Origin of the sequence: Rhodoglobus vestalii, assembly GCF_006788895.1 — a bacterium.
Lineage (GTDB): Bacteria > Actinomycetota > Actinomycetes > Actinomycetales > Microbacteriaceae > Rhodoglobus > Rhodoglobus vestalii.
Window position 1 is genome coordinate 378,172 of sequence record NZ_VFRA01000001.1, and the last position, 25,141, is coordinate 403,312.

A 25,141-nucleotide genomic window follows, 5' to 3' on the forward strand; every position below is an offset into this window, starting at 1 on the left:
TCTCGACGGTGTCCACCCGAAACTTGGAATCTACGGCTTCGTGATCGTGATCAGGCTCTCGAACTGGATCACGCGCTCCGCCGGCAGGGTCCCCGACCGCATCGAATACAACTGCCGAGCCACCCATCTGGCCACTCGGAACTCGTGTGGATCACCCGAGTTATGAAACGGCTGGCGCCCGGTCGACTCCAGATGCGCTCGATACTCGTCTAGACGCACCTGCCACTTCGAATCGTTCGGATCCCACTCGAAGGCAGATGAGAAGTCCAGCCGAATCCACTGAAACCTAGTGAGACGATCCTGCATTCGTCTTTGATAGCCGCCCCACTCCCCCAGCCGCCGCTCCTCGGCCGGGAGTGTCGCGCGGTTGCGGGTGTGTTCCCGCGGTGTTCGGCCTGACTCCGCAGCGAACAGTTCATAGCGGTAGAGCTTGCTAGTCCAGTTGAGCGCGCGCTGACTCGCACCGATGGACGGCCGATCGCTGAGTGCCAGGAAGACTCGCTCTGCTTCGAGGAACGACGCGCCCTGCGGGTCTCGTTCACCCAGGTCGTATTCCGATGCCGCTCTCTTATGGATTTCGAGAAGACCAGTGCTTTCCATGTGTTCCGTTCTGACGGAGGCGCGGTGCCTTCGTCAGAACGGTTGTGCGCGGCAGTAGGCGGGTAATCGATGTTCCTGTCGTTGCGTAGGTAGAAGTTCGTGCTCGGAGATCCGTAGGTTCATAAGTCGGCGGACGAAAGGCGGTGATGAGCACTTGGAAAAAGGATTCGACCTGCAACATGACGACGACCCATTGGGCTTATCAAAGACCTATTTACCGATCATGGGGTTGCCGTACTGGAACACCATTGGCCCGTTCATCACACATGCAGTCTCTGAAGTTGCCGAAGGTGGCCGTGATCTCCCGGGCCTGTATTCGGCCATCACCCCGTTCGTGTTGTGGTGCTGGCAATCGCGCGGTATCGACCTTCGTGAAGATCGAATATTCAGGCGCACCCTTGCGGACCAATTCATCCACCTCGCCACCCCCACGCTCAGTCCCGCGTCCAAGGCCACCCACCGCGGGGCCCTTTGGCGAGCAATCGAAATTCTGAACCCGCACGACACTTCCGTGTCGGGGCTTGCCCTCCCACGTTCAACACCGACAATCCCGTACAACGATTCAGAGCTAGCGCAGCTACAAAGCTGGGCTCTGGCTCAATCGACCGCCGCCCGTCGACAGGATGCCGGAACACTGCTCGCGCTCGGTTTAGGTGCTGGGCTGGCGACTCGGGAAATTCTTGAAGTGACCGTCTCAGATGTCACAATCCGCCCAAGAGGCATGTTTGTATCGGTTTGGGCTTCACGGCCACGGACCGTGCCGGTCCTAGCGGAGTGGAGCTCCTACCTACGGGCGAGCGCCGAGCTTTCGCGCGGTCAAGAGTGGGTGTTCGCGGCCGGGCGGGGAGCTCCCTCCTCGGATCAGGTGTCGGAGTTTCTGGCCAGAGCACGCTCCGGTTTGGACATTCGAGTAGTACGGATGCGGGCGACTTGGCTCCGCCGCCACCTTGCCGACGGAATGTCACCCATCGAGCTGATGCAGATTTCCGGAATACACACCCTCGCGGGCCTTCAGAATTCGCTCAACTTTGCCCCCACAACAGGGCACAAAATGGCGAAGCGCGGTGATCACAAGTGACCGCTGATCTCCTCTTTCTCATGACTCGCGCTTTAAGGGCTCTGAGAAACTCAAAAATAGTTGGTGACTTCTCGAAAGTTGCCGCACTCATCCGTGGCATGACCGAAAAACTCCGACCCACCGACATTTCCGACTACCAGATGGCCGTCGCCCACCTCCGCGAACTCGACCCCGGAATGCCCGACCTTGATTGGGGCATCGTCTCCAAATTCCGTCCCAGACTTGAGACTCCCGCCCAATGGGAGGCGATTCGCTCGTTCGTCATCTCCATCGTGCTTATGACGCAACCGCGCGACTTCAACCCGGTACGCACAGCGATGACCGTTCTCACCCGCTACGTCGCATGGGTCTGGGCGACCACAGGAGCTGAACTTCGCTTCGAAAAAATCTTCACGCAACGGCTGCTGGACGCATTCGTGGAAATCGGGCTGGCCGACCGCAGTCCCGCTTACCGTTTTGATGTGCACCGGCGGATTGCTGTTCTCATCGAAAAGCAAACTGACGCACGACTAAAGCGAATTCCAGAGCCAGCTCCGAGCAAGAAGATGGTGCCGTACACCTCCGCAGAGTTAGCGCGCTTCCAATCGTGGGCACTTGGTCAGAACTCCGACCGTCGACGCCACAACGCCTATTCGATTCTTGCCCTGTGCGGCGGGGCTGGCCTGTCCGCCGCCGAGCTCATTGACACTCGAATCGAGCACTTGGCGACCGACGGTGTCCACATAACAGTGTCGGTTCAAGGCTCGCGTCCTCGCGTTGTTCCTATCTCCACAACATGGCATCCGGCTCTCGCTAGAGCTGTAGACGGTCGTTCCACTGGGTACCTATTTCACGGCAACCGAGGGGAAGAGTACTCTCCACGCTTGGTGCAGTCGTATCTGAGTGAGCAGAAGTGGGACTTACGTGTCTCGGCTTCTCGCCTCCGCCTCACTTGGATAATTCAGCAATTCGATAACGACCTCCCACTCGCCGTCATCAAAGAGGTCTGCGGGTTCATAAACCTCGCGTCCGTCGACCGCTACCTGCACCTCATCGCGCCTCGTCCTGCCGGCGACTACTTCGAGCAAATTGCCGGTTCGGCGGTGACTCGATGATTACCAATGGTGCCGTTGACATCGACGGCTTATTCGAGGAACTCGACTTGGGTGGGATTCACCCAGATGAGCTGTTGTCCAAAGGCAAAATCCTCACAGAAATGCCTCATTATCTTGTCGCTCGCGCAGTAGTCCGAGTTCACGAGACCGGCATCCTCCGACGCCTGACTAGGTGGCGCCAAGAAGATGGGATGGACCAAAGCGTAGGCGGTCGGCCAATGATCGTTCACGACCTCGCAGTACTTACCGGGCTCCTGCTTCTGGCCGGAGAGAAGAAGCCTTTACTCATCACTGAGTTGCGAGAACTATTTCAGCACCGCTTGACACCGGAGTCACGAGTGCTCCTCGACCTCCCCACACCGTCGGTTTCCTTTGTTGGCCACTTGGCTGAGGAGAAACGTTGGTACAACAACACATACAACGCATTCCATCGAATCGTCGACTGCATGAACCCGTACCCCTACGACATGCGATACGCCAAGACCCACGTTGAAATCAAACACCTCGTCGACAATCACGACGCCGTACGCGAGAAAAAGTTCACTGCACGACTCGACGAGTTCACTGAACGCTTTCTGCTGATGTCCTTCAACCAACAGTCCCGCAAGATGCGGCGAGCACATCGAAAAATGAGCCTGTCCATCGACCAGACCTTCATCGCCTCACCCACGACAAAGGTCTATACGCGAAAGACCTTGAACGCGCTGGCTGCGCAGGAGGCCGCCCAGAACGACCAAGGCAAACTGAGCCCCGGCGCCGTGGACCTCGCAAACAACTACTACGTCAAGAGCGGCGGAACTCGCGGTAACGACCGGCCAGGAACCGTCATCGCGTTCGATGCAAAGAACGCGAACCGCGAGAAAAAGACCACTGAATTTCAACAGGGATATGCGCTCACTATTGCCGTTCGAGTCGATCACGAAAAACCCGGCTCCAACCGGTTCCCCCACCTGATCTTGGGCGCCACGCTAGCAACCCCCAACAAGGGTGTGTCAGAGGAGGCAATCAAAGTCCTCACCTCTGCCAAGAAGACTGGGCTGAAGCCAGCCCTGGTGGATACCGACAAAGAGTACTTCGCTCACGCGCTTAGCGATCGCCTTCACACCCCGGCCATCAACCTTGGCTATATTCCCTCAACCGACTACCGCAAAGATCGTGAGTATCGAGAAGACGCCCCCGGTGGTGCGCTCTACGTCAACGATGGACTCTTCTGCCCAGCTACCCCAAAACCGATGTTGACGGCAACCCCGGACTACCTCAACAACCGCATCGACAAGGCAACATTCCAAGCGCGGGTACATGCCCGGCTACCGTACCGCCTCATCCGAAAGGAGAAGCCAGACGCCCGGGGCAAGGTCCCGATGATGTGTCCTGCCCTGGGTGCTAGCCCGACTGTCGTCTGCCCGATTCGCGAGATGATGAAAAAGGCGGCGAAGAAATCACGCCCCGAAGTCGACCACAACGACATACCGACCAAGCTTGACGACATCTGCAAGCAGCATTCTGTCTCGTTCGAGCATGCCGAGATTCAGAAGCGGTCACAGGGACTAGTTCACGGCACCGAAGAGTGGGAAACTTTCCATCACTACGCTCGCAATGGCATCGAGTCCGTCAACGCACAAATTAAAACCGGTGGCACAGCCGACATCCAAACGGCCTCACGACGCCGCACACGCGGAATCGCCGCCGCATCAATCTTCTCCGCATTCCTGCTGACTCAACACAACTTGACCCGCATCACCGACTTCATCCGCGAAATACTCGACGCCAAAAAACGTAGCGGTCAACGCGGAACGCCAGCGAAACGACGCAGCCGCGACGCCAACTGGACCAACGCCTACACCGCGACTTCGCCGAGCCTGCAAATCCCGATAATTATTTCCAGCGCCCCACCACCGCTACTGACCTAGCTGGGCGTAAACGCCCCGAAACACCAGCCTGAGACAGGCACGCATCCGCTTTGCAGACAATACGTCGCGCTCCCAATCGGGAGCGTTCGGCGTTTAAGGACTTCAACCGTTTGCGCGACGAGCTGCCGGGCATGATCGCGAGCAAAAAGAGCGTCTTAACGAGGAAAACCCTCCCGGATTACCCGGGAGGGTTTTTGTGTCCTTAGGTTCTTAGAAAAGTAGCTAGAAGAACCCCATTGTCGGGCTGACAAGATTTGAACTTGCGACCCCTTGACCCCCAGTCAAGTGCGCTACCAAGCTGCGCCACAGCCCGTGACAACTCAAATAGCTTACCGTGGAAACGGGTAGCCGTGTTCACGGTGAGGCCCGCAACGCGAGCGGGAATCAGATCACGTCAGCGCAACACCGAACGCCGCAGCGAAGAAGTCGCGTTCGTGCTCCGTGGAAGCCACGAACGCCGACAGCATCGCCTCCCGAACCTGCGGAGTAGCGTCTGCCGCGAGCGCCGCCACAATCGTGATGGCCTGCTCCGTGGCATCCGCGAATTCCTTATCGGCATAGGTCGTCAACCAGTCAGAGTAGGGATGCTCGGTGTGCGCCAACGGGTGCAGGCGCGAACCCACGTCGTGGTACACCCAGAAACACGGCAGAAGGGCGGCCACGAGCACCGCATAGTCACCACGTGCTGCTGTTGCGAGCAAGTGATTGAGGTACGCCGTCGTTGTCGCACTGGGCGCAGCCCCAAAAAGTTCACCGTCGGCCGACCACGACTCGTGCAACTGCAACTCCGTCACAATGCAGCCCTCAGCACTCGACGCCCAAAACGCTTGCTCCGCCGCTGTGGGAGCCAGGCGAGCAGCTTCGGCGAGCGCCCGCGCATAATCCCGCAAATAGAGCGCATCCTGAGCCAAATACCACACGAAATCAGCACGGTCGAGAGAACCATCACCGAGGGCACGCACAAAGTCGCCCCCATCAATCTGCGCCCGGATGCCCGCCACCTCAGCCCACCAGTGCTCCCGCACCTCAGCCGGCGTCGGCGCCGTCACCACACCCCCGCGCTGCCACAACCCCGCAAAATGATTGATGGGTCCATGCCCACTCCCCACCTGCAGTGCCGCACCGGCACGGATGCTCTCGCTCAACCACCGCTTCGACTCCCCCACCGCAGCCGCCCAATCGCCAGTCCCCGCAATGAGGGTGGCCAGGGCGCTCGAGAGCGAACAGCCTGTTCCATGCGTGTTGCTGGTGTCTATGCGGATGCCGTCAAACTCCGTAACAACCGGTACGTTCCCGAGACGGGCATCCACCAGCGCATCCGGAGCCTCAGCCCCACTCAGGTGTCCGCCCTTAGCCAGCACCCGCACCCCGTAGGAGGCAGACACCCGCGCCGCCTGCGCCACCAACTCAGGCCAGGTCTCGGCGGCAGGTTCCGCGGCGATGATCGCCAGCTCCGGAATATTCGGAGTCACCAGGTCACACAACCGCACCAGCTCCCGCAGTGCCAGCTCAGCCTCCGCATCCAGCAGACGGTCGCCACTCGTTGCGACCATCACCGGGTCAAGCACTATCAGCGGCGGCTGCAACTCCTCCAACCACGAACGCACGACACCAACCACCTCGGTGGTGGCGAGCATCCCGATCTTCACCGCATCAATCGTCACATCGTCGCTAAGTGCATCGAGCTGCTCCCGCAAGAACTCGGCCGGCGGCACATGCACGCCGCGCACCCCCTGCGTGTTCTGAACGGTCAACGCGGTGATGGCGGCCATTCCGTAGCCACCGTTGGCGGCGATCGACTTGAGGTCGGCCTGGATACCCGCACCACCCGAAGGATCACTGCCGGCGATGCTCAGAACGCGTGGCACGCGTGGCACGCGTGGCACGCGTGGCACGCGAGATGCGCCCGCCATGCCCGCCATGCCAGCCACGCCGCTCGCGCCAGCAGCACCCGCACCCGCACCCGCACCCGCACCTAAAGCTCCCCCGCTCACGAGATCTTCCGCGCTCACAACTTCTCCCCCACACGCTCGCCAGCCCACGCCACCGCGAGCGCCCGAGCGGCAGCCCGCGGATCCGCCGCACCACAAATCGCGGAAACAACCGCCGCACCATCCGCGCCCGCTGCCCGCAGCAGGGGCAGATCATCCACGCCAATGCCACCAATCGCGACCGTCGGCAGGGTACTCAGCGCCACGAGCTCCGCCAGGCGCTCATGCCCCAGAGCATCCGGCGCGTCCTTTTTCGTTGCGGTGGGGTGCAGCGCACCAATACCGACGTAGTCGACGCCGGCCGCAGCGAGCCCCGCATCCGCCAACCGTTCGGGAGTCGACGCGCTGAGCCCCAGAATTGCCTCCTTGCCAATCAGCGCCCGCACCGCCGCGCTCGGCAGATCACTCTGACCGACGTGCACTCCCGCAACGCTTGCACCCCTCTCGCGGGCCGCCAGATACACATCAACTCGATCATTGACGAGCACCGGAACCTTCGTCCCCACCGCCGACGACACCCTCAGCACGACATCCAAGAACTCGCGCGCGGGCATATCCTTCTCCCGCAGCTGCACGATCGTCACTCCCCCGTCCACCGCCGCCGAGACAAGATCGACCAGGTCGTGACCGGCCGCACGCGCCTGCGCCGAATCGGTCACCAGATAGCTAGAGAGATCGAAACCCTCACGAAACCCACTCATGCGATCACCGCCCGTGCCGAAAGGTCATCGACCGTCACTTCGCTCAGGGCATCGAGCAGAGCCACCGCAAAACTTCCCGGCAGTGCCGAACGCTCGGCCGCGATCTCTGCCGCCACCGTATACACACTCGTTGCGGCAACAGCTCCCGTCAGAGCGTCGGGAGTCACCGCAGCAAAGGCCGCCATTAACGCCCCCAGCGCACAGCCACCACCCGTTACCTTCGTGAGCACCGGATGCCCGTTCGACAACCGCACCACGATCTCACCATCCGTCACCACATCCGTCGCTCCCGAGACGGCAACAGCGCCACCGGATGCCCGGGCCAGACTCTGAGCGGCCGCGAGCGCATCATCCACACTGTTCGTACTGTCGACACCGCGACCACCCGCACCAAGTTCAGCGAGCGCCATAATCTCGGAGGCATTGCCGCGCACAATGGATGGCCCCAAGTCTCGCAACTGGTAAGCGAGCGCTGTACGCACGGGGAGAGAACCGATCGCCACAGGGTCGAGCACCCAGGGCGTGCCCGCAGTCCCTGCCGCAGATGCTGCTTCACCAGCAGCCACCTGCTGTTCCGCGCTGCACGAGCCGAGGTTAATCAACAACCCCGAGGCGACACCCGCAAACAGGCCCGCCTCCTCCGGAATATCCACCATCGCCGGCGCCGCACCGATGGCAAGCAGAACATTGGCGGTGAAGCCCACGACCACACTATTGGTGATGCAGTGCGTGAGCGACGCGGTTGATCTCACCGCCTCGAGCGCTTCTTGAGTGGCAGTGAGCAGATGGTTCGGCGTACGCGACATGCGCGACATCCCTTCGCTAGTTCTAACTAGATCAGGTTCGACGGGTGTTATCTCAGCCCCGCAGGGCACCCCGTGTCACAAGTTGTTCCCACGATAGCGCAGCCAGCGACCCCGTCGTTCACCGCGAAGTTGACCGCGAAGTTCACTACGAAGTTCAGCACGAAAAACCGGTGGGACTTTTTCACAGCCGGATGACGTTGGCTTGGGAGACAATCGTTGAGACTCACAGATTTACACGCGACAGGATTTTGATGACCAGTACGGCCCCCATTACCGGCAGCATTCCGCTCCTCACCGACTGTACGAGCACCAACGACGCTGCCGTCGACAACAGCGGTCGCAACCGACTCGTCATTTCACTGATGCTGGCCGCCACCTTCGTCTTATTCCTCAACGAGACCTCGCTGGTGGTTGCCATCCCCCGCATCATGGCCGACCTCAGCATTGAGCCGAGCACCGCCCAGTGGTTGTCAACCTCCTTCATGCTCACCATGGCGGTGGTGATTCCGATCACCGGATTCCTCATCCAACGGTTCTCAACCCGCAGCATCTACATCGCCGCAATGTCGTTCTTCACCCTCGGTACCCTGCTCGGCGCCATCGCCCCCACCTTCCTGGTGCTCATTCTAGGACGCGTGGTGCAGGCCTCCGGCACCGCCATGATGCTTCCCCTGCTCATGACAACCGTCATGACCCTCGTACCCCCGGCAACCCGCGGTAAAACCATGGGAAACGTGTCCATCGTCATGGCCATGGCACCCGCCGTGGGCCCCACCGTCGCCGGGCTCGTCTTAGCCGTCCTCGACTGGCGCTGGGTATTCATCGTGATGATCCCCATCGCCGTCACCGCCCTCATACTCGGCATCACAAAGGTCACCAACGTCACCGACCCCCGCAAAGTTTCGATCGACGTGCTCTCAGTCATCCTGTCTGCGATCGGATTCTCCGGGCTCATCTACGGCCTCTCCAGCCTCGGAGAATCCGCCAGCGGCACCGTGCTGCTCCCGCCAGCAATCCCCATCGTCATCGGAGCCATCAGCCTCGCGCTGTTCATCGTGCGACAACTTAAGCTGCAGAAAACTGATCGTGCGCTGCTCGACCTTCGCACCTTCGCCGCTCCCGGCTTCGCAATCTCCATCGCCCTCATCATGGTGATGATGGCCGCCCTGTTCGGCACCATCATCCTGCTCCCCCTCTTCATTCAAGACGTGCTGGGTCTCGAACCCGTGCAGAGCGGACTGATCATGCTGCCCGGTGCCCTCATCATGGGTCTGCTCGGGCCCGTCGTCGGGCGCCTCTATGACCGGGTCGGCCCGCGCCCACTCATGGTCCCAGGCGCAATTCTCGTGAGCGCGGCTCTCTGGAGTTTCACCATGCTCTCCGAAACCAGCTCGCCCCTCATGGTCGTCGCGATTCACGTGCCCATGAGCATCGGACTCGCGTTCATGTTCACCCCGCTCTTCACCTCAGCGCTCGGCTCGCTCAAACCCCACCTGTACTCCCACGGCAGCGCCACCATCGGCACCGTGCAACACCTCGCCGGTGCCGCCGGAACCGCACTGTTCATCGCGCTACTCACCGTGCAGTCCGTGTCTCTGGCACAGTCCGGTGCCAGCGAGACAGTCGCCCTGGCCGGCGGCGTGCGGGTCGCATTCATGGCGGGCGCCATCATCTCGCTCTTCGCCATCATCGCGACCCTCTTCGCGAAGCGCCCGGCCTCTGACCTGGAACCCGCCGACGCACCCGTGGGCCACTAACCCACCAAAGAGCTACTTGCGCTTGCGCTTTTCCCGCACACGCATGTTGACCTGAATCGGTGTTCCCTCAAAGCCAAAAATTTCCCGCAGGCGACGCGTAATGAAGCGACGATACTGGGGATCCAAGAACCCGGTCGTGAACAGCACAAACGTTGGCGGGCGGCTCGATGCCTGCGTACCAAAGAGGATGCGCGGCTGCTTGCCACCACGAAGCGGGTGAGGGTGCTCCTGCGTGAGTTCTGCCAATAGCGCGTTGAACTTACCGGTCGGAACGCGGGTATCCCACGACTCCAACGCCAACTCCAACGCCGGAACCAGCTTCTCCATGTGACGACCCGTCTTCGCCGAAATGTTTACGCGAGGAGCCCACGCCACATGCGAAAGGTCCTTATCGATTTCACGTTCCAGCAGGTCGCGACGTTCGTCATCGAGAAGATCCCACTTGTTGAATGCGAGCACCAGCGCACGGCCCGACTCCAGCACGAGGTCCACAATCTTTAGGTCCTGGACGCTGAGCGCCTGGCTGACATCGAAAATGACAACAGCAACTTCGGCCTTCTCCAACGCGGCACTCGTGCGCAGCGTGGCATAAAAGTCGGCACCCTGAGCAAGGGCAACACGGCGGCGAATACCAGCGGTGTCAACGAAGCGCCAAAACTTTCCGCCCAGCTCAATCTGCTCATCAACCGGATCACGAGTCGTACCCGCGAGCTCGTTGACAACAACGCGCTCTTCGCCGGCAGTCTTGTTCAGGAGGCTTGACTTGCCAACGTTCGGGCGACCAAGAATAGCGACGCGGCGTGGGCCGCCCACTTCTTCTTTCGCAACGGTCGAGATCTCCGGGAGAACGGTGAGCACATGGTCGAGCAGATCAGCAACACCGCGACCGTGCACGGCAGAGGCTGGCCACGGCTGACCGAGACCGAGGCTCCAGAGTGCTGCGGCATCCGACTCCTGGTGAATGTCGTCAACCTTGTTGGCAACGAGAATCACGGGCTTCTTGGTGGCACGCAGCATGCGCACAACATGCTCATCGGTGGAGGTGGGGCCAACGGTGGCATCCACCACGAACAGCACAGCGTCGGCAAGGTCGATCGCGATCTCCGCCTGAGCGGCAACGGAAGCGTCAATACCCTTAGCGTCGGGCTCCCACCCGCCGGTGTCAACGATAGTGAAGTGGCGGTTCGTCCACTCCGCTTTGTAGTTCACGCGGTCGCGAGTAACACCGGGGGTGTCCTCCACAACTGCTTCGCGACGACCAATAATCCGGTTAACGAGGGCAGACTTTCCCACGTTGGGACGCCCCACAATGGCCAGCACCGGCAGCGCCGGCAGGTAGTAGATGGCGTCGGGGTCTTCACTCGCGGCATCCAAGACCTCAAGGTCTTCGTCGTCGAGGTCGTAATCGCTGAGGCCGGCGCGCAAAGCGGAGGTGCGCTGGGCGGCCTCGTCGTCGTTCATACCGGAAAGTCGTTCGACGAGAGCCGGATTCAGTTCGGGAAAGTCGTCTTCGGCGGGCGAATGATCGGCCATGGGTAGTCCTTTGGTTACATGCTGGAGCGAACGAAACTCGCGACGGCCGTCACGGTCTGATCGAAGTCAAGATTGGTGGAATCGATGGTGATGACTCCATCTGCGGCGTTCATGAAGTCCACGACTTTGGAGTCCTGCGCATCTCGATAGCTGAGTTGTTGCGCCGTCGTCGCACTCGATTCTCCGGAGAGTTCGGCGGCACGACGTTCCATTCTAGCTTCCTCAGTGGCGGTAAGCAGAATTCGCGCCTGAGCGTCGGGGGTCACGACCGTCGTAATGTCTCGCCCCTCCACCACAATGCCCGGTTTGTCGCTGCCCGCGATGATGCCACGGAACAGCTCAACCATGTATTCGCGCACCTCCGGAATGCGCGCAATATTCGACACCACACCCGTGACGCGAGGTTCGCGGATGTCGTGGGTCACGATCTCCGAACCAACCTTCACAAAGTAGTTATCCGGATCAATCCCGATCGTGTACTCGAAGCGCGGGAGGGTCTCGATCACATCGAAGGGCCCGAGAGTGTCAACACCACGGTCGAGGCAGTGCAGGGCCAGCCCGCGGTAGGCGGCACCCGTGTCCAGGTAGTCGAAGCCGAGCTCACGAGCGGTCGCTTTCGACACACTCGACTTTCCGCTGCCCGCCGGGCCATCGACAGCCACAACAACAAACGACGGGTTCTTGTTCACGCGAAAGTCTCCGCAATCTTCCAACCACGAGCCTCAAGCTCGCTAATAAGTAGGGCTTCTTTTTCGGGCAACACCGAGATTTCGGCCAAGCCGAATTGGGCACCCGGTGAGTGCTCAAGCCTCAAGTCTTCCATGTTCACCTGGGCTTCGCCGATCTCAGTGAGCAGTCGAGCCAACTCCCCCGGCTTGTCATCCACCATCACAACGAGCTGGCTGAAGTGCCTACTCGTGCCGTGCTTACCAGGGATGCGCGCGACGCCCGTGTTGCCTCCGGCCAGCAGCTCCGCGATCGCGCGGCGTGCACCCGGAGCATCCGGCGTCTCGAGCGCATCAATAGCAACTCCAAGCTCAGCCTGAAGCTCACGCAAAATTTGGGCGACCGGCCCCGAGTTTGCGCCCAAAATCTGCACCCACAGTTCTGGGGCGCTCGAGGCAATGCGGGTGGTGTCGCGCAGTCCCTGACCGGCAAGGGCAACAGCGGCGTCGGATGCCCCAGCCAACCGGTGCGCGAGCAAACTCGCCACCACCTGGGGAACGTGCGAAATCAGGGCCACCGCGTTGTCGTGCTCAGCCGCCGACATCGCTACGGGAATCGCCCCCAGCTCGATCACCACATCCTCAACGGCACGGCGCCGGAAGGGTTCTCCGCGGCCCACAACCCACGGACGGCCAATGAACAGGTCGGCGCGAGCGGCACTAGCGCCACCGCGTTCGCGTCCCGCGAGCGGATGAGAGCCCACATAGCGATCGAGATCGACACCGGCAGCAATCAGCTCGTCGAGCACTCCCACTTTGACGCTCGCGACATCCGCCACCGTCGCTCGCGGCCACGCGGCAAGCTCACGCGCAACAACCTCTGCCGTCACATCGGGCGGCACCGCCACAATTACCAGCGTCGGGGTGTCATCGTCGAGCGGCGCGCGTCCTGCCCCATAGTCAATCGCAAGATTCACGGTGCTGCGCGAGGCATCATGCACAATCACATCCACGCCCTTGGCGCGCAGCCCCAGACCGATGCTGGCGCCGAGCAGCCCGGCACCAACAATGCGCACCTGCCCGGTTATCCGCCCCAGGTTCACGACTGCACGTCCGCGTTGCGGGCGATCGTCAGCACTTCACCGAGCTCCGCCTTCGTGAGATCACGAGTTCGACCCACGGGCAGGCTGCCGAGATTGAGGGGACCAAACTGGCGACGCACCAAATCGATCACCGGGTGACCCACGGCATCCAGCATCCGGCGCACAATGCGATTGCGGCCCGAATGCAGAGTGATCTCCACCATTGTTTCGTTGCCGGATGCTCGGCCCAACGCGCGCGCTTTGTCCGCAGCAATCGGCCCGTCGTCGAGCTCAATGCCCTTCGTGAGCTTGCCAATAGTCTGAGCGCTCACAATGCCCTCGACCTTGGCGATGTAGGTCTTCATCACGCCGAAGGAGGGATGCGCGAGCACGTGAGCCAGCTCACCATCATTGGTCAGAATCAGCAGGCCAGAGGTATTGGCGTCGAGGCGACCTACGTTAAAGAGGCGCTCGTCATAGTCACGGGTGAACTCGCGAAGATCGGGGCGACCACTCTCGTCGGCCATCGAGCTGACCACACCGACCGGCTTATTGAGCATCACATACTGCTTAGTGGTGTCGAGCTGAATTGCGGTGCCATCGACGGTCACCCGATCGGTGGGAAGCACTCGCCGGCCCGCCGCATCAACGACCTCGCCGTTGACCGCAACTCGTCCCTGATAAATCAGGTCTTCACACACCCGCCGGGAGGCGACACCGGCGGCCGCCATCACCTTCTGCAGGCGCTCACCTTCAGGATTACTGGGGCTCTCGCCATTAGCGTTGTTCATCAAAACCATCCGAACCATCAGATAACAGGGGCGAGATCGGAGGCAACTCGGCAATGGAGTTAATCCCCAACTGCACGAGCATCAGCTCCGTCGTTTCGTAATGGATGGCGCCCGTCTCGTTATCGGTAAACGCCTCCGTAATCAGTCCCCGGCCCAGCAGCGTGCGCACCACCGAATCCACATTGACCGCGCGCACCGCGGCAACCGATCCCCGGCTAATCGGTTGCTTATAGGCAATCACGGCGAGCGTTTCGAGAGCGGCCTGGCTCAAGCGCGAAGGGTTCTGGGTATACACAAAGTCGCGAACGGCCGCGTCATAGTCGGCACGAACGTAGATGCGCCAACCGCCGCCGACCTCGCGCAGCTCAAAGCCACGACGCGGACCATCGCCCTCACCATCGAAATCAGCGCAGAGCGCGGTGATCGTCTGACGAATCTCGGCAACGGGAGCGTTCAGTGCGACCGCCAAGCTCACCAGGCTCTGCGGCTCGTCAGCGACCATGAAGATCGCCTCCAGCCCGCGAGCGAGGTCCACCACCGGGCCGGCGTCGAACTCGTCGAGTGCGGTGTCTGCCAGTGCGGCCCCGGTTGTTGCAGTGTTAGTTTCCGCGGTGTTAGTTTCCATAGTCAGCTCCCAGATTAGCGAGGCTATCGTCTAACCAGTGCTGGGCAGTCCAGCGCACGGTCAGCTCGCCCAGCGGCTCGATCTGTTCGAAGGCCACATTGGAGTCGCGGTACAGCTCCAACACGGCCAAAAATCGCGCCACAATAACGCCCTTCAGTTCGGCGCCAGCAATGAGTTGCCGAAATGTCATCGTCTCCCCCGCCCGCAGCAGGGCAACGATGTGAGCCGCCTGTTCGCGGATGCTGATGAGCGGCGCGTGCAAATGGTCAAGGCCTACACGGGGAATCTCTCGCGGCGTGAACGCGAGGGTCGCAAGCGCTGCGAAATCATCGAGGCTGAGCGTCCACACCAGCTCCGGCGTCTGCGTGCGAAACTTCTCCTCGAGCCGCACGGAACGCTCTGTGCGCGTCGACTCGGTCTCGAAGTGCCCCGAGAACCAGTCACTGGCCTGCTTGAACGCACGGTACTGCAACAAACGAGCGAAGAGCAGATCTCGGGCTTCCAGCAGTGCCACGTCTCCGGCATCCACCAGCTCACCCTGCGGCAAAAGCCCCGCGACCTTCAGATCGAGCAGGGTCGCGGCCACCACCAGAAACTCGCTAGCCTGATCGAGCTCATCGATTCCGTCGCCGGTGCCATCGTTCGCGGACTCGAAATGACGCAGGTAGGCAATGAACTCGTCGGTGATGCGCGAGAGTGAAACTTCGGTGATGTCGAGTTCGTGCTTGGAGATTAGCGAAAGCAGCAGGTCGAAGGGCCCGGTGAAGTTGGTGAGGGTGACCGAGAAACCGGGGACGGGCGACGGGGCCTCTTCCACGTCGCTAGGCGGCGGCGCCACGGGCGATCAGCTCTCGTGCCACCTGGCGGTAGGCGTGCGCCGCCGAGTGGTCGGGTGCAAAGGTCGTAATGGGTGATCCGGCAACGCTCGCGTCAGGGAACTTCACGGTGCGACCGATCACGGTCTCCAACACGTCGTCGCCAAAGTTTTCGACGACGCGCTCCAGAACTTCGCGGGAGTGCAGCGTGCGCGCATCGAACATGGTGGCCAGAATGCCGTCGAGTTTGATGGCGGGGTTCAGTCGATCCTGAACTTTCTCGATCGTCTCCACGAGCAGGGCGACGCCGCGCAGGGCAAAGAATTCGCACTCCAACGGGATCAGCACGCCATGAGCGGCCGTGAGCGCGTTGACCGTCAGCAACCCCAGTGAGGGCTGGCAGTCGATGAGGATCACGTCGTAATCGTCGCTGACCTTGCGCAGCACGCGCGCCAGAATGGTTTCGCGCGCGACCTCATTGACGAGGTGCACTTCTGCGGCCGACAGGTCGATGTTTGCCGGGATCACATCAAGCCCGGGAACGCTCGTGTGCACGATTGCTTCTGCCGGGTTCTTGATGGTGCCGAGCAGCAGGTCGTAGATGGTGGGCACATCGTGGGTGGGTACGCCGAGGCCTGCGGAGAGGGCGCCCTGCGGGTCAAAGTCAACCGCGAGCACACGCCGGCCGTACTCGGCGAACGCCGCGCCCAGATTAATGGTGGTGGTGGTCTTGCCGACTCCACCCTTCTGGTTGCACAGCGAAATGATGCGCGCCGGACCGTGGCCGGTTAGCGGAGCGGGCTCGGGAAAAACGGTGAGGGGCCGGCCGGTTGGGCCCATTGCCGGAACATCCAACCCTGCCAGCGTTGACTGATCATCACGCTGTGTCGTCATGCCAAAAGTTTACGTCTCGCACCGGCTCCCCTTTGCGCTCCCACGCGCGAACGAGACAGGCTCACCTCTACCAAAGGTTGAGGGTTTGGGTGCGCGACACGCGGGCTGGAAGGTGAGCGGGCTGGAAGGCTCGCGGGCTACCGAGCTCGCGGATGCGCCGTCGTGTACATATCGCGCAGCGTATCGGCGGTGACCATCGTGTAAATCTGTGTCGTCGCCACGGAGGAGTGCCCGAGGAGTTCCTGCACCACCCGCACATCCGCACCGCCGGAAAGCAGATGGGTCGCAAATGAGTGCCGAAAGGTGTGCGGAGAAATATCGATCCCTAGGTTCACGCGCTCGGCCGCCGATTGGATGATCAACCACACGTTTTGCCGAGACAGCCGAGCCCCGCGCGCCCCCATAAATAGCGCCGGAGTTGACGGTCCTTTCACCGAAAGCGTCGGGCGAGCCCGCACCAAATACTTCTCAACAGCATCCTGCGCAAAACTACCGACCGGCACAATACGCTGCTTATTTCCCTTACCCAGCAGGCGAACAATGTCGCCGTCGATCATGTCGTCGACGTTCAGCGCCGTGACTTCCGAGACCCGCGCACCGGTCGCATACAGCAACTCAAGCAGGGCGGTATTGCGCAGCGAGATCACATCATCACCCTCAAACGACGACAGGACAGCCGACATCTGTTCAATCGTGATCGCTTTGGGGAGGCGCATCGACTGCTTCGGAATTGCCACCGCGTGCGCAACATCGATAGTGGCCAGTGATTCGTCGACACAAAAGGTGTGGAACCCGCGCACGGTCGACAGCATGCGGGCGACCGAGGAGGCCGCGAGCGGGCGCCCACTATCGGTTCGCAGGCTGTGTGCGAAAGCGGTGACATCATCCGCGGTGATTGCGTCGGGTGTCGCGAGGCCGCGCTCTCCAAGAAACCCGAGATACGAGTCAAGATCTCGGCGGTAGGCCGCCACGGTATTCGCCGAAAGTCCGCGCTCAATGGCCAGATGCCGGAGGTAACGCTCAGAGGCGACCGCAATAGCGTTGTGCGCCCCGGTGCGTGTCGGCTCACTCATCTGGTTTGGCGCGATTATTCGTCGTAGTTTCGTGGGTGACGCGGCCACGGCGCATTGGCGTCGCCCAGCGCGCTCCAGCCCCGGTCGCGCCCCAGCTTTGCGGCGAGAAGCCCCAGGCACAGGATCGAGTTTTGGATGCGGCGGTCAAGTACCGCTTCGACGGCATCGTCGAGGGCAACCCAGCGAAGTTCAATCCCCGCCTCTTCGGCGTAACGATCGAAAGTATCGCCCGTGGCACTCACTCCGCGCGCCAGATAGACGCGCACCGCTTCGTTGCTCCCGCCGGGCGACGTCAACATTTCGCTGAGCACATGCCACGACTCGGCCTTCAGATCGGTTTCTTCGGCGAATTCGCGTTGAGCGGCAATGAGTGGCGACTCGTTGAGAACATCGAGTAGGCCAGCGGGCAATTCCCAATCGCGCAAACGCACCGGATGCCGGTACTGCTTGACCAGCAAGACCCGGTCACGCTCATCCAACGCCAGCACCGCAACCGCGCCCGTGTGATTGACAAACTCGCGGGTGATGGCGGTTCCGTCTAACTCAAAAATCTCACGATCAACATTCCACACGTGACCGGCAAACACCGTGTCGGAGGTGAGTAGGTGTGGGGCGACGCGGTCGTCACGGAGTTCGTTATGCATCATCCTGCTCATTCACCTCAAAGAGGCGGCTGGACTTTTGGCGCTCGAGTGCTGCGGCAATGAGGCCGCGGAAGAGCGGATGTGCCCGGTTGGGGCGTGAAAGCAACTCCGGGTGTGCCTGGGTTCCCACGTAGTACGGGTGCACTTCGCGCGGCAGCTCAACAAACTCGACGAGGGTTCGGTCGGGTGAGATTCCGGAGAACGTGAGTCCGGCATCCGCAATCTTCTGACGGTAGTCGTTGTTGACTTCGTAGCGGTGACGGTGACGTTCGGCCGCGGTTGGTGCGCCGTAAAGTTCTTCGACGATGGAACCGGGTTCGAGGTTTGCGCTGTACAGCCCAAGGCGCATGGTGCCGCCCAGGTCTCCCCCGGCGATAATGTCGACCTGCTCCGCCATCGTCGCGATCACGGGGTACTTGCTATCGGGGTCGAATTCGGTCGATGAGGCACCTTCGAGGCCGGCCATATCGCGCGCGTATTCGATGACCATGCACTGGAGCCCCAAACAGATTCCGAGTGCGGGGATGCCGTTTTCGCGAACAAACTTGAGGGCACCGAGCTTGCCCTCGATGCCGCGCACGCCGAATCCTCCGGGAACAATGATGCCGTCAAGGTCGGAGAGGTGCTTCGCGGCACCCTCGGGTGTTTCGCACTCGTCGGAGGGTACCCAGCGAATGTTGACTTTGGTGTTGTTGGCGAATCCACCGGCGCGCAGTGCTTCGGTTACCGAGAGGTAGGCGTCGGGCAGGTCAACGTATTTGCCAACAAGTCCAATGGTGGCTTCATATTTGGGGTTGTGCACTGCTTCGAGCAGCTCGGTCCAGCCATCCCAGTTGACGGACTTCGCTTCGAGGCCGATGTGGCTAATGATGTAGGCATCGAGGCTTTGGCTGTGCAGCATTTCGGGGATGTCGTAGATACTGGAGGCATCGGTGGCGTTCACGACAGCGTCTTCGTCAACATCGCACATGAGCGATATTTTGCGTTTGTTGGATTCGGAGACGGGGCGGTCGCTGCGCAACACGAGCGCGTCGGGCTGGATTCCGATCGACCGTAGCGCTGCCACCGAATGCTGGGTGGGTTTAGTTTTCTGTTCGCCGGATGCTGCCATAAATGGCACGAGGGAGACATGCACAAAGAAGACGTGTGAGCGGCCGACTTCGTGGCGAACCTGGCGGGCAGCTTCGATGAACGGCAAGCTTTCGATGTCGCCAACGGTGCCGCCAATTTCGGTGATGATGACGTCGGGCTGCGGGTTCTCTTCATCGAATGGGCCGGCCGCTTGCAATCGCATCCGGCGCTTGATCTCGTCGGTGATGTGCGGGATCACCTGCACGGTGTCGCCAAGGTATTCGCCGCGGCGTTCTTTGGCGATCACTTCGGAGTAGATCTGGCCGGTGGTGACATTTGCTGCCTGGTTGAGCTTGATGTCGAGGAAGCGTTCGTAGTGACCAATGTCGAGGTCAGTTTCGGCACCATCGTCGGTGACGAAAACTTCACCGTGTTGGAAGGGGTTCATGGTGCCGGGATCCACATTCAGATAGGGATCCAGCTTTTGCATTACGACGCGCAGCCCGCGTGCGGTCAGTAAGTGTCCGAGACTCGCCGCCGTGAGGCCTTTACCGAGGGAAGAGACGACTCCTCCGGTGACGAAGATGTGCTTTGTTACGACCGCGTTTTTATTGTCCACCACGGGGTTCTATCGTATGCCACATTGACGGCTTTTGTCTGCGCGGTGGGGCGTCTTGGCGCGCATAAAGCGCAGCAGTTTCCCAGAGAACGTTACGACTAACTTCAATTGACACGCAGGAGTTCGCTTGACAATGTCAAACAGACCGGACATTGTCAATGTAAGTGTTTTTCACTTTTGGAGGTGCACGTTGACAATTCGGAAATGGCTTTTGATCGTATCTTCCGCAATTTTTATCTTGGCAGTCGGACTAGCCCTTGCCCAACGATTCGAAGTCGAATGGCTGCGAATCGCAGTTCTCGTAGGCGCACCGCTAGCAGTTGCCATAACTATATCGACGATAAAGACTCGTGAAAAAGCAAAATCCCGCTCGATGGCACCGGGCAGCATCGAAGCGGCGGTCGATGAAACTGCTCGTGCAGGCTCCTTCGTCGATGCGATCATCACGACTGCCGCGGCCTTGGCCCTCAGCGCAATTGTTGACGGCATAGCGACGTGGGGAGCTTGCGCAGCTTTATTGGCAATATTCGCCATCTCATATTGGGTTCGACGACTGCTCGCTGGCCGGAGTCTCCGACATGCCAGTAGCCAATAGCGTTCGACGCCACCGAAAAACTGCGGGGCTCACTCAGGAACAACTTAGCCAAATTTGCTGCGTCTCCCGGCAAACAATAATTGCCGTTGAATTGCGGACTCACGAGCCAAGTTTGTCTCTTGCTTTTCGGATTGCGCTTGCACTCGAGTCAACTGTCGATGAACTCTTCAGCATTGAGAGTGCTCCGCTGAGGAGCACTCTCACTGGTCATCTGGTTTCTAATAGTTGACGCAAGAGTGACGCGCGTATTGCTGGAATAGATAGCTCTTCATGTTTTGCGGGAAAACGCCATACGTCGTGATCCACGCAGCAGCAACGACAATTACTGCTGTAATGACCGTGCATGAGATCCAACCAATTGCCGGAATTGCACACAGTGCCGCAGTGATAGCCGCACTGCCCCCACCAACTAGAACTTGTTGGTCGAAGTTGTTGAGCAGAATGTATGGACCTCGAGCATCTGATCCGGCTCCAAGGCTGGGCGTGATCACACCAACCTTGGGCACAGCAACGCTGAAGTCGAATTCGCCACTCGGTACCGCGGGGTCGTCCACAGCTATGTGAAATGTGTAATCAGTTGCCGCGATGGTTTCGTTCACCGTTCGTGGCACTTCACTCCCAATGAGGTCGGCAACAGCCTGATCCCACTGCTCTTCGGTCACCCCTGCGAGGTCACTTATATTACTGAGCGTTATAGACGTGGGCTTCGCTTCGTTTGCCGCCGCTGCCGGCGCGTAAGCAAGCAGCCCCACGATCATGAGCAGCACTGCGAGCACTGTACTAATGGCGTTCCGGTGGGCAAAAAGTGCGTCGGTCGGATTGATGCGTTCATATATCCGTCCTGTCCAGTTTGACCGCTTCTGGACGGTTCCTTGCGCTGTGGCCTCCAACATGTCGGTCAACGGGTCAGGCTGACGAGTTCTAGGCCCGTGCGATCCTTTTGGGCGATTATGGACAAATAATCACTTACCGCCATCATTGCCAAATGATTCTAGAAAAGCAAGCACTTCTCAGTAATTAGTTCGCAGGAGTCCTGGGATTGACGATATTTTGACTCGCTCTTCCCAAAGCTGCGTCATTAAGCGCGTTCAGATCTATCGTGGTGTTGTTCATCCGCCGATGGATCGAACTTCGCGGCCGCACAGGTCGCGATGACTATCGTCGCGGCCCAGCCGAGGTGCACAACTATGCGTCGTGGGCGGTCTGGATAAGTTCGCGGGCGTGGGCGAGCCCGGACTCAGAGTCGGGCAGGCCAGAGAGCAGTCGCGCCATCTCGGCGATGCGCGCCTCCCCCTCCAGTTTGTGAACACTGGATGCCGTGACCGAGCCGTCGTCACCCTTGATGACGCTGAGGTGGTTGTCGGCAAACGCGGCAACCTGCGCTAGGTGGGTGACGACGATCACTTGGGCGGTGCGGCTGAGTTGGGCGAGCCGTTTTCCGATTTCGATGGCGGCGGCACCGCCGACTCCGGCATCCACTTCGTCAAAAACGAAGGTGGGTACGGGGTCGTTGCCGGCGATCACAACTTCGATGGCGAGCATGACTCGGGAGAGTTCACCGCCGGATGCCCCTTTGCCGAGGGGTCGCGCCGGTGCCCCCGCGTGTGGGCGCAGCAGGATCGCGATTTCGTCTTTGCCACTCAACGAGTAGTCGCTGCGGTCTTCGACGGTGACAACGATTTCGGCGTTGGCCATGGCCAGTTGCGTCAGTTCGTTGGTCACCTCGGCGCTCAGTCGCGCAGCACTACGGGATCGCACGTCGCTGACCTGTGCGGCGAGGGCAATGAGTTCGGCCTGGTCGGCCTCTACCTGGGCACGCAGTTTGTCAATGCGGGTGGAGTCGTTGTCGAGTTCCATGAGTCGCCGACTTCCGGTGTCGAGCACGTCGACAACATCGTCAAGGCTCACGCCGTGTTTGCGCACAAGAGCCGCCAGCAGACTGCGGCGCTCCTCTACCTGTTCAAGTTCTTGACTGCCATCGGCGTCGAGGCTCGCAAGGTAGCCAGAGAGGTCGCTGGAGATTTCTCCGAGGGTGATGGATGCCGCCGCCAATGCTTCAGCGATCGATGCAAGTTGTGCGTCGTGCTCAGCAACCCGCTCGAGCCCTCGATGGGCTGTCGCAAGCTGTGCCACCACATCGGAGCCCTCTTCTGCGGCATCCGCCGACAACACCGCGTGGGCACCTTCTGCCGCGAGGCGCAGTCCTTCGAGGTTGGCGAGTCGATCGGCACGTTCAGTGAGCTCAACGTCTTCGCCGCGGCGCACATCGGCGGCCTCGATTTCGTCGATTGCTCCACGAAGTTCTTCTGCTTCACGACTGCGCAGATCGCCCTCAGCAACGAGCACATCAAGTTCACCCTGTGCCGACTGCCAACGTCGGAACACGGTTTGGTACTGGTCGAGGACGGTCGCAAGTTCGGTTCCGGCAAAACGGTCGAGGGCGTTGCGTTGTGCAGTAGCTGATTTGAGTCGAATTTGTTCGGATTGCCCGTGTACGACCACGAGCTGATCCCCGAGTTCGGTGAGCACACCAACCGGTGCACTTCTGCCGCCAACAACGGCACGACTGCGGCCTTCGCGGGCGACGGTGCGCACAAGTAGCAGTTCGCCGTCATCAAGATCGCCACCGGCATCCCGCACACGTTCTGCGACCGCCGACTGTGGGTCAATGACCCAGCGGCCTTCGACGGAGGCCTGATCGCTGCCTGCACGAATCGCAGCAGCATCCGCTCGCTCCCCCAACAGAAGTCCGAGGGCGGTGACGACCATTGTTTTGCCCGCACCGGTTTCGCCGGTGAGTGCCGTAAAGCCGGGGCCGAGTGGAAGTCGTGCCGAGGCGATCACCCCGAGATCGCGAATGGAGATCTCTTCGATCACGAGCGGGGTCCCCCCTCCGAAGCGGGGCCACGCCATCCGTAGACAGGCAGGTTGAACTTCTTGACAAGTCGGTCAGTGAATGGCCCTTGGGCGAGCCGCGCAAGGCGCACGGGCACAGGCGATCGTCGCACGACCACTCTGGCGCCTCGGGGAAGATCGTGCGCCCGTCGTCCGTCGCACCACAGCACGCCGATTCCCATATTGCGATCCATGACTTCAACGGCGAGTGCAGAGTCAGGCCCGACAACGATGGGGCGAGCGAAGAGGGCGTGGGCACTCAACGGGACAAGCAAAATGGCATCAAGGCTCGGCCACACGATGGGTCCGCCGGCCGAGAATGCGTAAGCAGTGGAACCGGTGGGGGTCGACATGACGACACCGTCGCAACCGAAGGATGTGAGGGGTCTTCCGTCGACTTCGATCACGACTTCGAGCATCCGCTCACGACTGGCTTTTTCGACGGTCGCCTCGTTGAGGGCCCAGGTTTCGTAGACGACCTCGGAGTCGACTTTCACGCGCACGGCGAGTGTCATGCGCTCTTCAACGAGATAGTCGCGGGCAAGAGCGCGTTCAACAGTGGAGGTGAGCTCTTCGCGCTCACTCTCGGCCAGGAATCCGACGTGGCCCAGGTTGACGCCGAGCAGCGGTGCGCTGCAACCGCGAGTCAGTTCGGCCGCACGAAGAATCGTGCCATCGCCGCCAAGCACAATCACGAGCTCTAGTTCGCCCGTCTCAACCTCATTGCCGAGGCGCGATACCGGTGACAGGCTCGGTTCCGCCTGAAGGATGGTCTCGTAGCTGTCAGGAGCAAGCACCGGAGTGAGGCCATCACTGATCAGCTGCCGGCACACAGCAATTGCGGCGGTCAGCGACTCAGCGCGACCAGTGTGCGCAATAATCAGGATGTGGCGATCGGAAGCGTGAGAGTTCTCGAACTGCACCGTGCCCCTCTCATTCGCAGTGGTGGTTCATATCGGCTGTTAGGCGATAACAGAAACCTGTGTTAACCATTCTGTCGGATTACTCGGCTCCATGGCTCCGCTCTCGCACATTGGGGATTTTTCGCGAGAGCTCACCGATTCCGGTTGGGGCGCAGAACGAGTAGCCTGTGGAAAGGAGTCACCGATGACCACAGAGCACGAACACACCCTTATTGCGTCGGTTCAGCGCGCTCTGCACTTGGTTGACATGGTGGCGAATGCGACACGGCCGATGCCGGTCAAGGCGCTGTCACAGGCATCCGGTCTGAGTCTGGGCACGACCTACAACATCGTGCGCACCCTGATCCATGAGGGCTACTTCTTCAACGAGCCGGATGGCCTCGTGCTCGGCACCCGCTTTCCGACTCTCCGCCCCGGCCACGATGAAGGTGTCTTTCTCGCACGGGTGCGCAACACTCTCCGCTGCGTGACCGAGGAACTCGGCGCCACCGCCTACCTTTCGCGGTTTAGTGATGGCGAGGCACACATTATCGACATAGTGGATGCTGCACCAAACCCCCGGGTCGAACTCTGGGTCGGCATCGACAACAGTGCCCACGCCACGGCGCTCGGCAAACAGCTTCTCGCCGAGCTCGACAATGAGGGGCGCCTCGATTACTTGTCGCGGCATCCGCTTGCCAAACTCACCCGTCACACCATCAGTGACCGCCGGATTCTGCTTGCACAGCTCGAGCACCACGCCGACGCCGCCATCGACCGGGAAGAGTATGTCATCGGCTACACCTGCATCGCAGTTCCGGTGCGGGCGCCTGGGGTTACTGCGTCGATCGCGGTGTCGCTGTCCTCCAACATGACATCGGTCGATCTGGATGCCATGGTACGGCGCATGAAGACATTGGCCGCCAAGCTGTCTCTCCAGTTGGGTGCCGACCGGTTCGGGCAGTTCACTATCTGAAATCCTGACCCTGTCATCTCCTCT

At 60.7% G+C, this 25,141-nt stretch carries 24 protein-coding genes, 1 tRNA gene and 1 riboswitch; of the genes, 7 read left to right on the forward strand and 18 right to left on the reverse strand.

Going from position 1 to position 25,141, the window contains the following annotated elements; all coding sequences use genetic code 11:
- Nucleotides 1-30 precede the first annotated feature (30 nt).
- Complete coding sequence (locus FB472_RS01850; RefSeq protein WP_141989412.1) at nt 31-600, reverse strand: helicase associated domain-containing protein; 570 nt, start codon at nt 598-600, stop codon at nt 31-33.
- Between the two features lie 154 nt (nt 601-754).
- Here FB472_RS01850 and FB472_RS01855 point away from each other — a divergent pair, with 154 nt between their 5' ends.
- From FB472_RS01855 to FB472_RS01865, 3 genes are all read left to right on the forward strand, one after another.
- The gene (locus FB472_RS01855; protein WP_141989413.1) at nt 755-1,678 is read left to right on the forward strand and encodes a phage integrase family protein; all 924 of its coding nucleotides are present in this window, start codon (nt 755-757) and stop codon (nt 1,676-1,678) included.
- A gap of 20 nt (nt 1,679-1,698) precedes the next feature.
- Entirely contained in the window at nt 1,699-2,772 is a 1,074-nt protein-coding gene (locus tag FB472_RS01860; RefSeq protein WP_141989414.1) for a tyrosine-type recombinase/integrase, read from the forward strand.
- A 218-nt stretch (nt 2,773-2,990) separates the two neighbouring features.
- A complete protein-coding gene (locus FB472_RS01865) occupies nt 2,991-4,682 on the forward strand; it encodes a hypothetical protein (RefSeq protein ID WP_141989415.1) in 1,692 nt (563 codons plus the stop codon).
- Nucleotides 4,683-4,921: 239 nt separating this feature from the next.
- On the opposite strand, the gene FB472_RS01870 is transcribed toward FB472_RS01865, so the two are convergent.
- From FB472_RS01870 to thiM, 4 genes are all read right to left on the reverse strand, one after another.
- Nucleotides 4,922-4,995: transfer RNA gene (locus tag FB472_RS01870), tRNA-Pro, on the reverse strand.
- 76 nt (nt 4,996-5,071) lie between these two features.
- Nucleotides 5,072-6,694 (reverse strand): bifunctional hydroxymethylpyrimidine kinase/phosphomethylpyrimidine kinase, encoded by a 1,623-nt coding sequence (locus FB472_RS01875; protein ID WP_246078023.1) that lies wholly within the window; start codon nt 6,692-6,694, stop codon nt 5,072-5,074.
- On the reverse strand, nt 6,691-7,374 hold the full coding sequence (thiE, locus tag FB472_RS01880) for a thiamine phosphate synthase (RefSeq protein WP_141989416.1): 684 nt from the start codon (nt 7,372-7,374) through the stop codon (nt 6,691-6,693). Before thiE ends, FB472_RS01875 begins: the two co-directional genes overlap by 4 nt.
- Nucleotides 7,371-8,180 carry a hydroxyethylthiazole kinase gene (thiM, locus tag FB472_RS01885; RefSeq protein ID WP_141989417.1) on the reverse strand — a complete coding sequence of 270 codons (810 nt, stop codon included), beginning with the start codon at nt 8,178-8,180 and terminating at the stop codon, nt 7,371-7,373. Before thiM ends, thiE begins: the two co-directional genes overlap by 4 nt.
- A riboswitch (TPP riboswitch) is annotated at nt 8,172-8,263 on the reverse strand. Its footprint overlaps the gene before it by 9 nt.
- Nucleotides 8,264-8,431: 168 nt before the next feature.
- Here thiM and FB472_RS01890 point away from each other — a divergent pair.
- Nucleotides 8,432-9,937, forward strand: a complete 1,506-nt coding sequence (locus tag FB472_RS01890; RefSeq protein ID WP_141989418.1) for an MDR family MFS transporter — start codon at nt 8,432-8,434, stop codon at nt 9,935-9,937.
- Between the two features lie 12 nt (nt 9,938-9,949).
- Here FB472_RS01890 and der read toward each other — a convergent pair whose 3' ends face one another.
- From der to FB472_RS01940, 10 genes are all read right to left on the reverse strand, one after another.
- On the reverse strand, nt 9,950-11,470 hold the full coding sequence (gene der, locus FB472_RS01895; protein ID WP_141989419.1) for a ribosome biogenesis GTPase Der: 1,521 nt from the start codon (nt 11,468-11,470) through the stop codon (nt 9,950-9,952).
- A 14-nt stretch (nt 11,471-11,484) separates the two neighbouring features.
- Entirely contained in the window at nt 11,485-12,159 is a 675-nt protein-coding gene (cmk, locus tag FB472_RS01900) for a (d)CMP kinase (protein WP_141989420.1), read from the reverse strand.
- The gene (locus tag FB472_RS01905) at nt 12,156-13,238 is read right to left on the reverse strand and encodes a prephenate dehydrogenase (RefSeq protein ID WP_141989421.1); all 1,083 of its coding nucleotides are present in this window, start codon (nt 13,236-13,238) and stop codon (nt 12,156-12,158) included. Before FB472_RS01905 ends, cmk begins: the two co-directional genes overlap by 4 nt.
- Nucleotides 13,235-14,008 (reverse strand): pseudouridine synthase, encoded by a 774-nt coding sequence (locus FB472_RS01910; protein ID WP_246078024.1) that lies wholly within the window; start codon nt 14,006-14,008, stop codon nt 13,235-13,237. The genes FB472_RS01905 and FB472_RS01910 overlap by 4 nt, the downstream gene beginning before the upstream one ends.
- The gene (gene scpB / locus FB472_RS01915) at nt 13,995-14,633 is read right to left on the reverse strand and encodes an SMC-Scp complex subunit ScpB (RefSeq protein WP_246078025.1); all 639 of its coding nucleotides are present in this window, start codon (nt 14,631-14,633) and stop codon (nt 13,995-13,997) included. The genes FB472_RS01910 and scpB overlap by 14 nt, the downstream gene beginning before the upstream one ends.
- Entirely contained in the window at nt 14,623-15,471 is an 849-nt protein-coding gene (locus tag FB472_RS01920; RefSeq protein WP_141989423.1) for a segregation and condensation protein A, read from the reverse strand. The genes scpB and FB472_RS01920 overlap by 11 nt, the downstream gene beginning before the upstream one ends.
- Nucleotides 15,455-16,342, reverse strand: coding sequence for a ParA family protein (locus FB472_RS01925; protein WP_141989424.1), 888 nt, complete (start codon nt 16,340-16,342; stop codon nt 15,455-15,457). Before FB472_RS01925 ends, FB472_RS01920 begins: the two co-directional genes overlap by 17 nt.
- Before the next feature lie 137 nt (nt 16,343-16,479).
- Nucleotides 16,480-17,415, reverse strand: coding sequence for a site-specific tyrosine recombinase XerD (locus tag FB472_RS01930; protein ID WP_141989425.1), 936 nt, complete (start codon nt 17,413-17,415; stop codon nt 16,480-16,482).
- 14 nt (nt 17,416-17,429) lie between these two features.
- Nucleotides 17,430-18,062, reverse strand: a complete 633-nt coding sequence (locus tag FB472_RS01935) for an NUDIX domain-containing protein (protein WP_215730366.1) — start codon at nt 18,060-18,062, stop codon at nt 17,430-17,432.
- Nucleotides 18,052-19,752 carry a CTP synthase gene (locus tag FB472_RS01940; protein WP_215730367.1) on the reverse strand — a complete coding sequence of 567 codons (1,701 nt, stop codon included), beginning with the start codon at nt 19,750-19,752 and terminating at the stop codon, nt 18,052-18,054. Before FB472_RS01940 ends, FB472_RS01935 begins: the two co-directional genes overlap by 11 nt.
- A gap of 208 nt (nt 19,753-19,960) precedes the next feature.
- Here FB472_RS01940 and FB472_RS13950 point away from each other — a divergent pair, with 208 nt between their 5' ends.
- On the forward strand, nt 19,961-20,344 hold the full coding sequence (locus FB472_RS13950; protein WP_170192008.1) for a hypothetical protein: 384 nt from the start codon (nt 19,961-19,963) through the stop codon (nt 20,342-20,344).
- Nucleotides 20,328-20,573 (forward strand): helix-turn-helix transcriptional regulator, encoded by a 246-nt coding sequence (locus tag FB472_RS01950; protein ID WP_141989428.1) that lies wholly within the window; start codon nt 20,328-20,330, stop codon nt 20,571-20,573. Before FB472_RS13950 ends, FB472_RS01950 begins: the two co-directional genes overlap by 17 nt.
- On the opposite strand, the gene FB472_RS01955 is transcribed toward FB472_RS01950, so the two are convergent.
- The 3 genes from FB472_RS01955 to FB472_RS01965 all read right to left on the reverse strand — a co-directional run bounded on the left by FB472_RS01955 (nt 20,563) and on the right by FB472_RS01965 (nt 24,162).
- Nucleotides 20,563-21,246: a hypothetical protein gene (locus FB472_RS01955; RefSeq protein ID WP_141989429.1), complete on the reverse strand. Its 684-nt coding sequence runs from the start codon at nt 21,244-21,246 to the stop codon at nt 20,563-20,565. The genes FB472_RS01950 and FB472_RS01955 overlap by 11 nt on opposite strands.
- Before the next feature lie 283 nt (nt 21,247-21,529).
- On the reverse strand, nt 21,530-23,221 hold the full coding sequence (gene recN / locus FB472_RS01960) for a DNA repair protein RecN (RefSeq protein WP_141989430.1): 1,692 nt from the start codon (nt 23,219-23,221) through the stop codon (nt 21,530-21,532).
- Nucleotides 23,218-24,162, reverse strand: coding sequence for an NAD kinase (locus FB472_RS01965; protein ID WP_141989431.1), 945 nt, complete (start codon nt 24,160-24,162; stop codon nt 23,218-23,220). Before FB472_RS01965 ends, recN begins: the two co-directional genes overlap by 4 nt.
- Before the next feature lie 184 nt (nt 24,163-24,346).
- Between FB472_RS01965 and FB472_RS01970 the strand changes: the two genes are divergently transcribed.
- Nucleotides 24,347-25,117, forward strand: coding sequence for an IclR family transcriptional regulator (locus FB472_RS01970; protein ID WP_141989432.1), 771 nt, complete (start codon nt 24,347-24,349; stop codon nt 25,115-25,117).
- Nucleotides 25,118-25,141 lie beyond the last annotated feature (24 nt).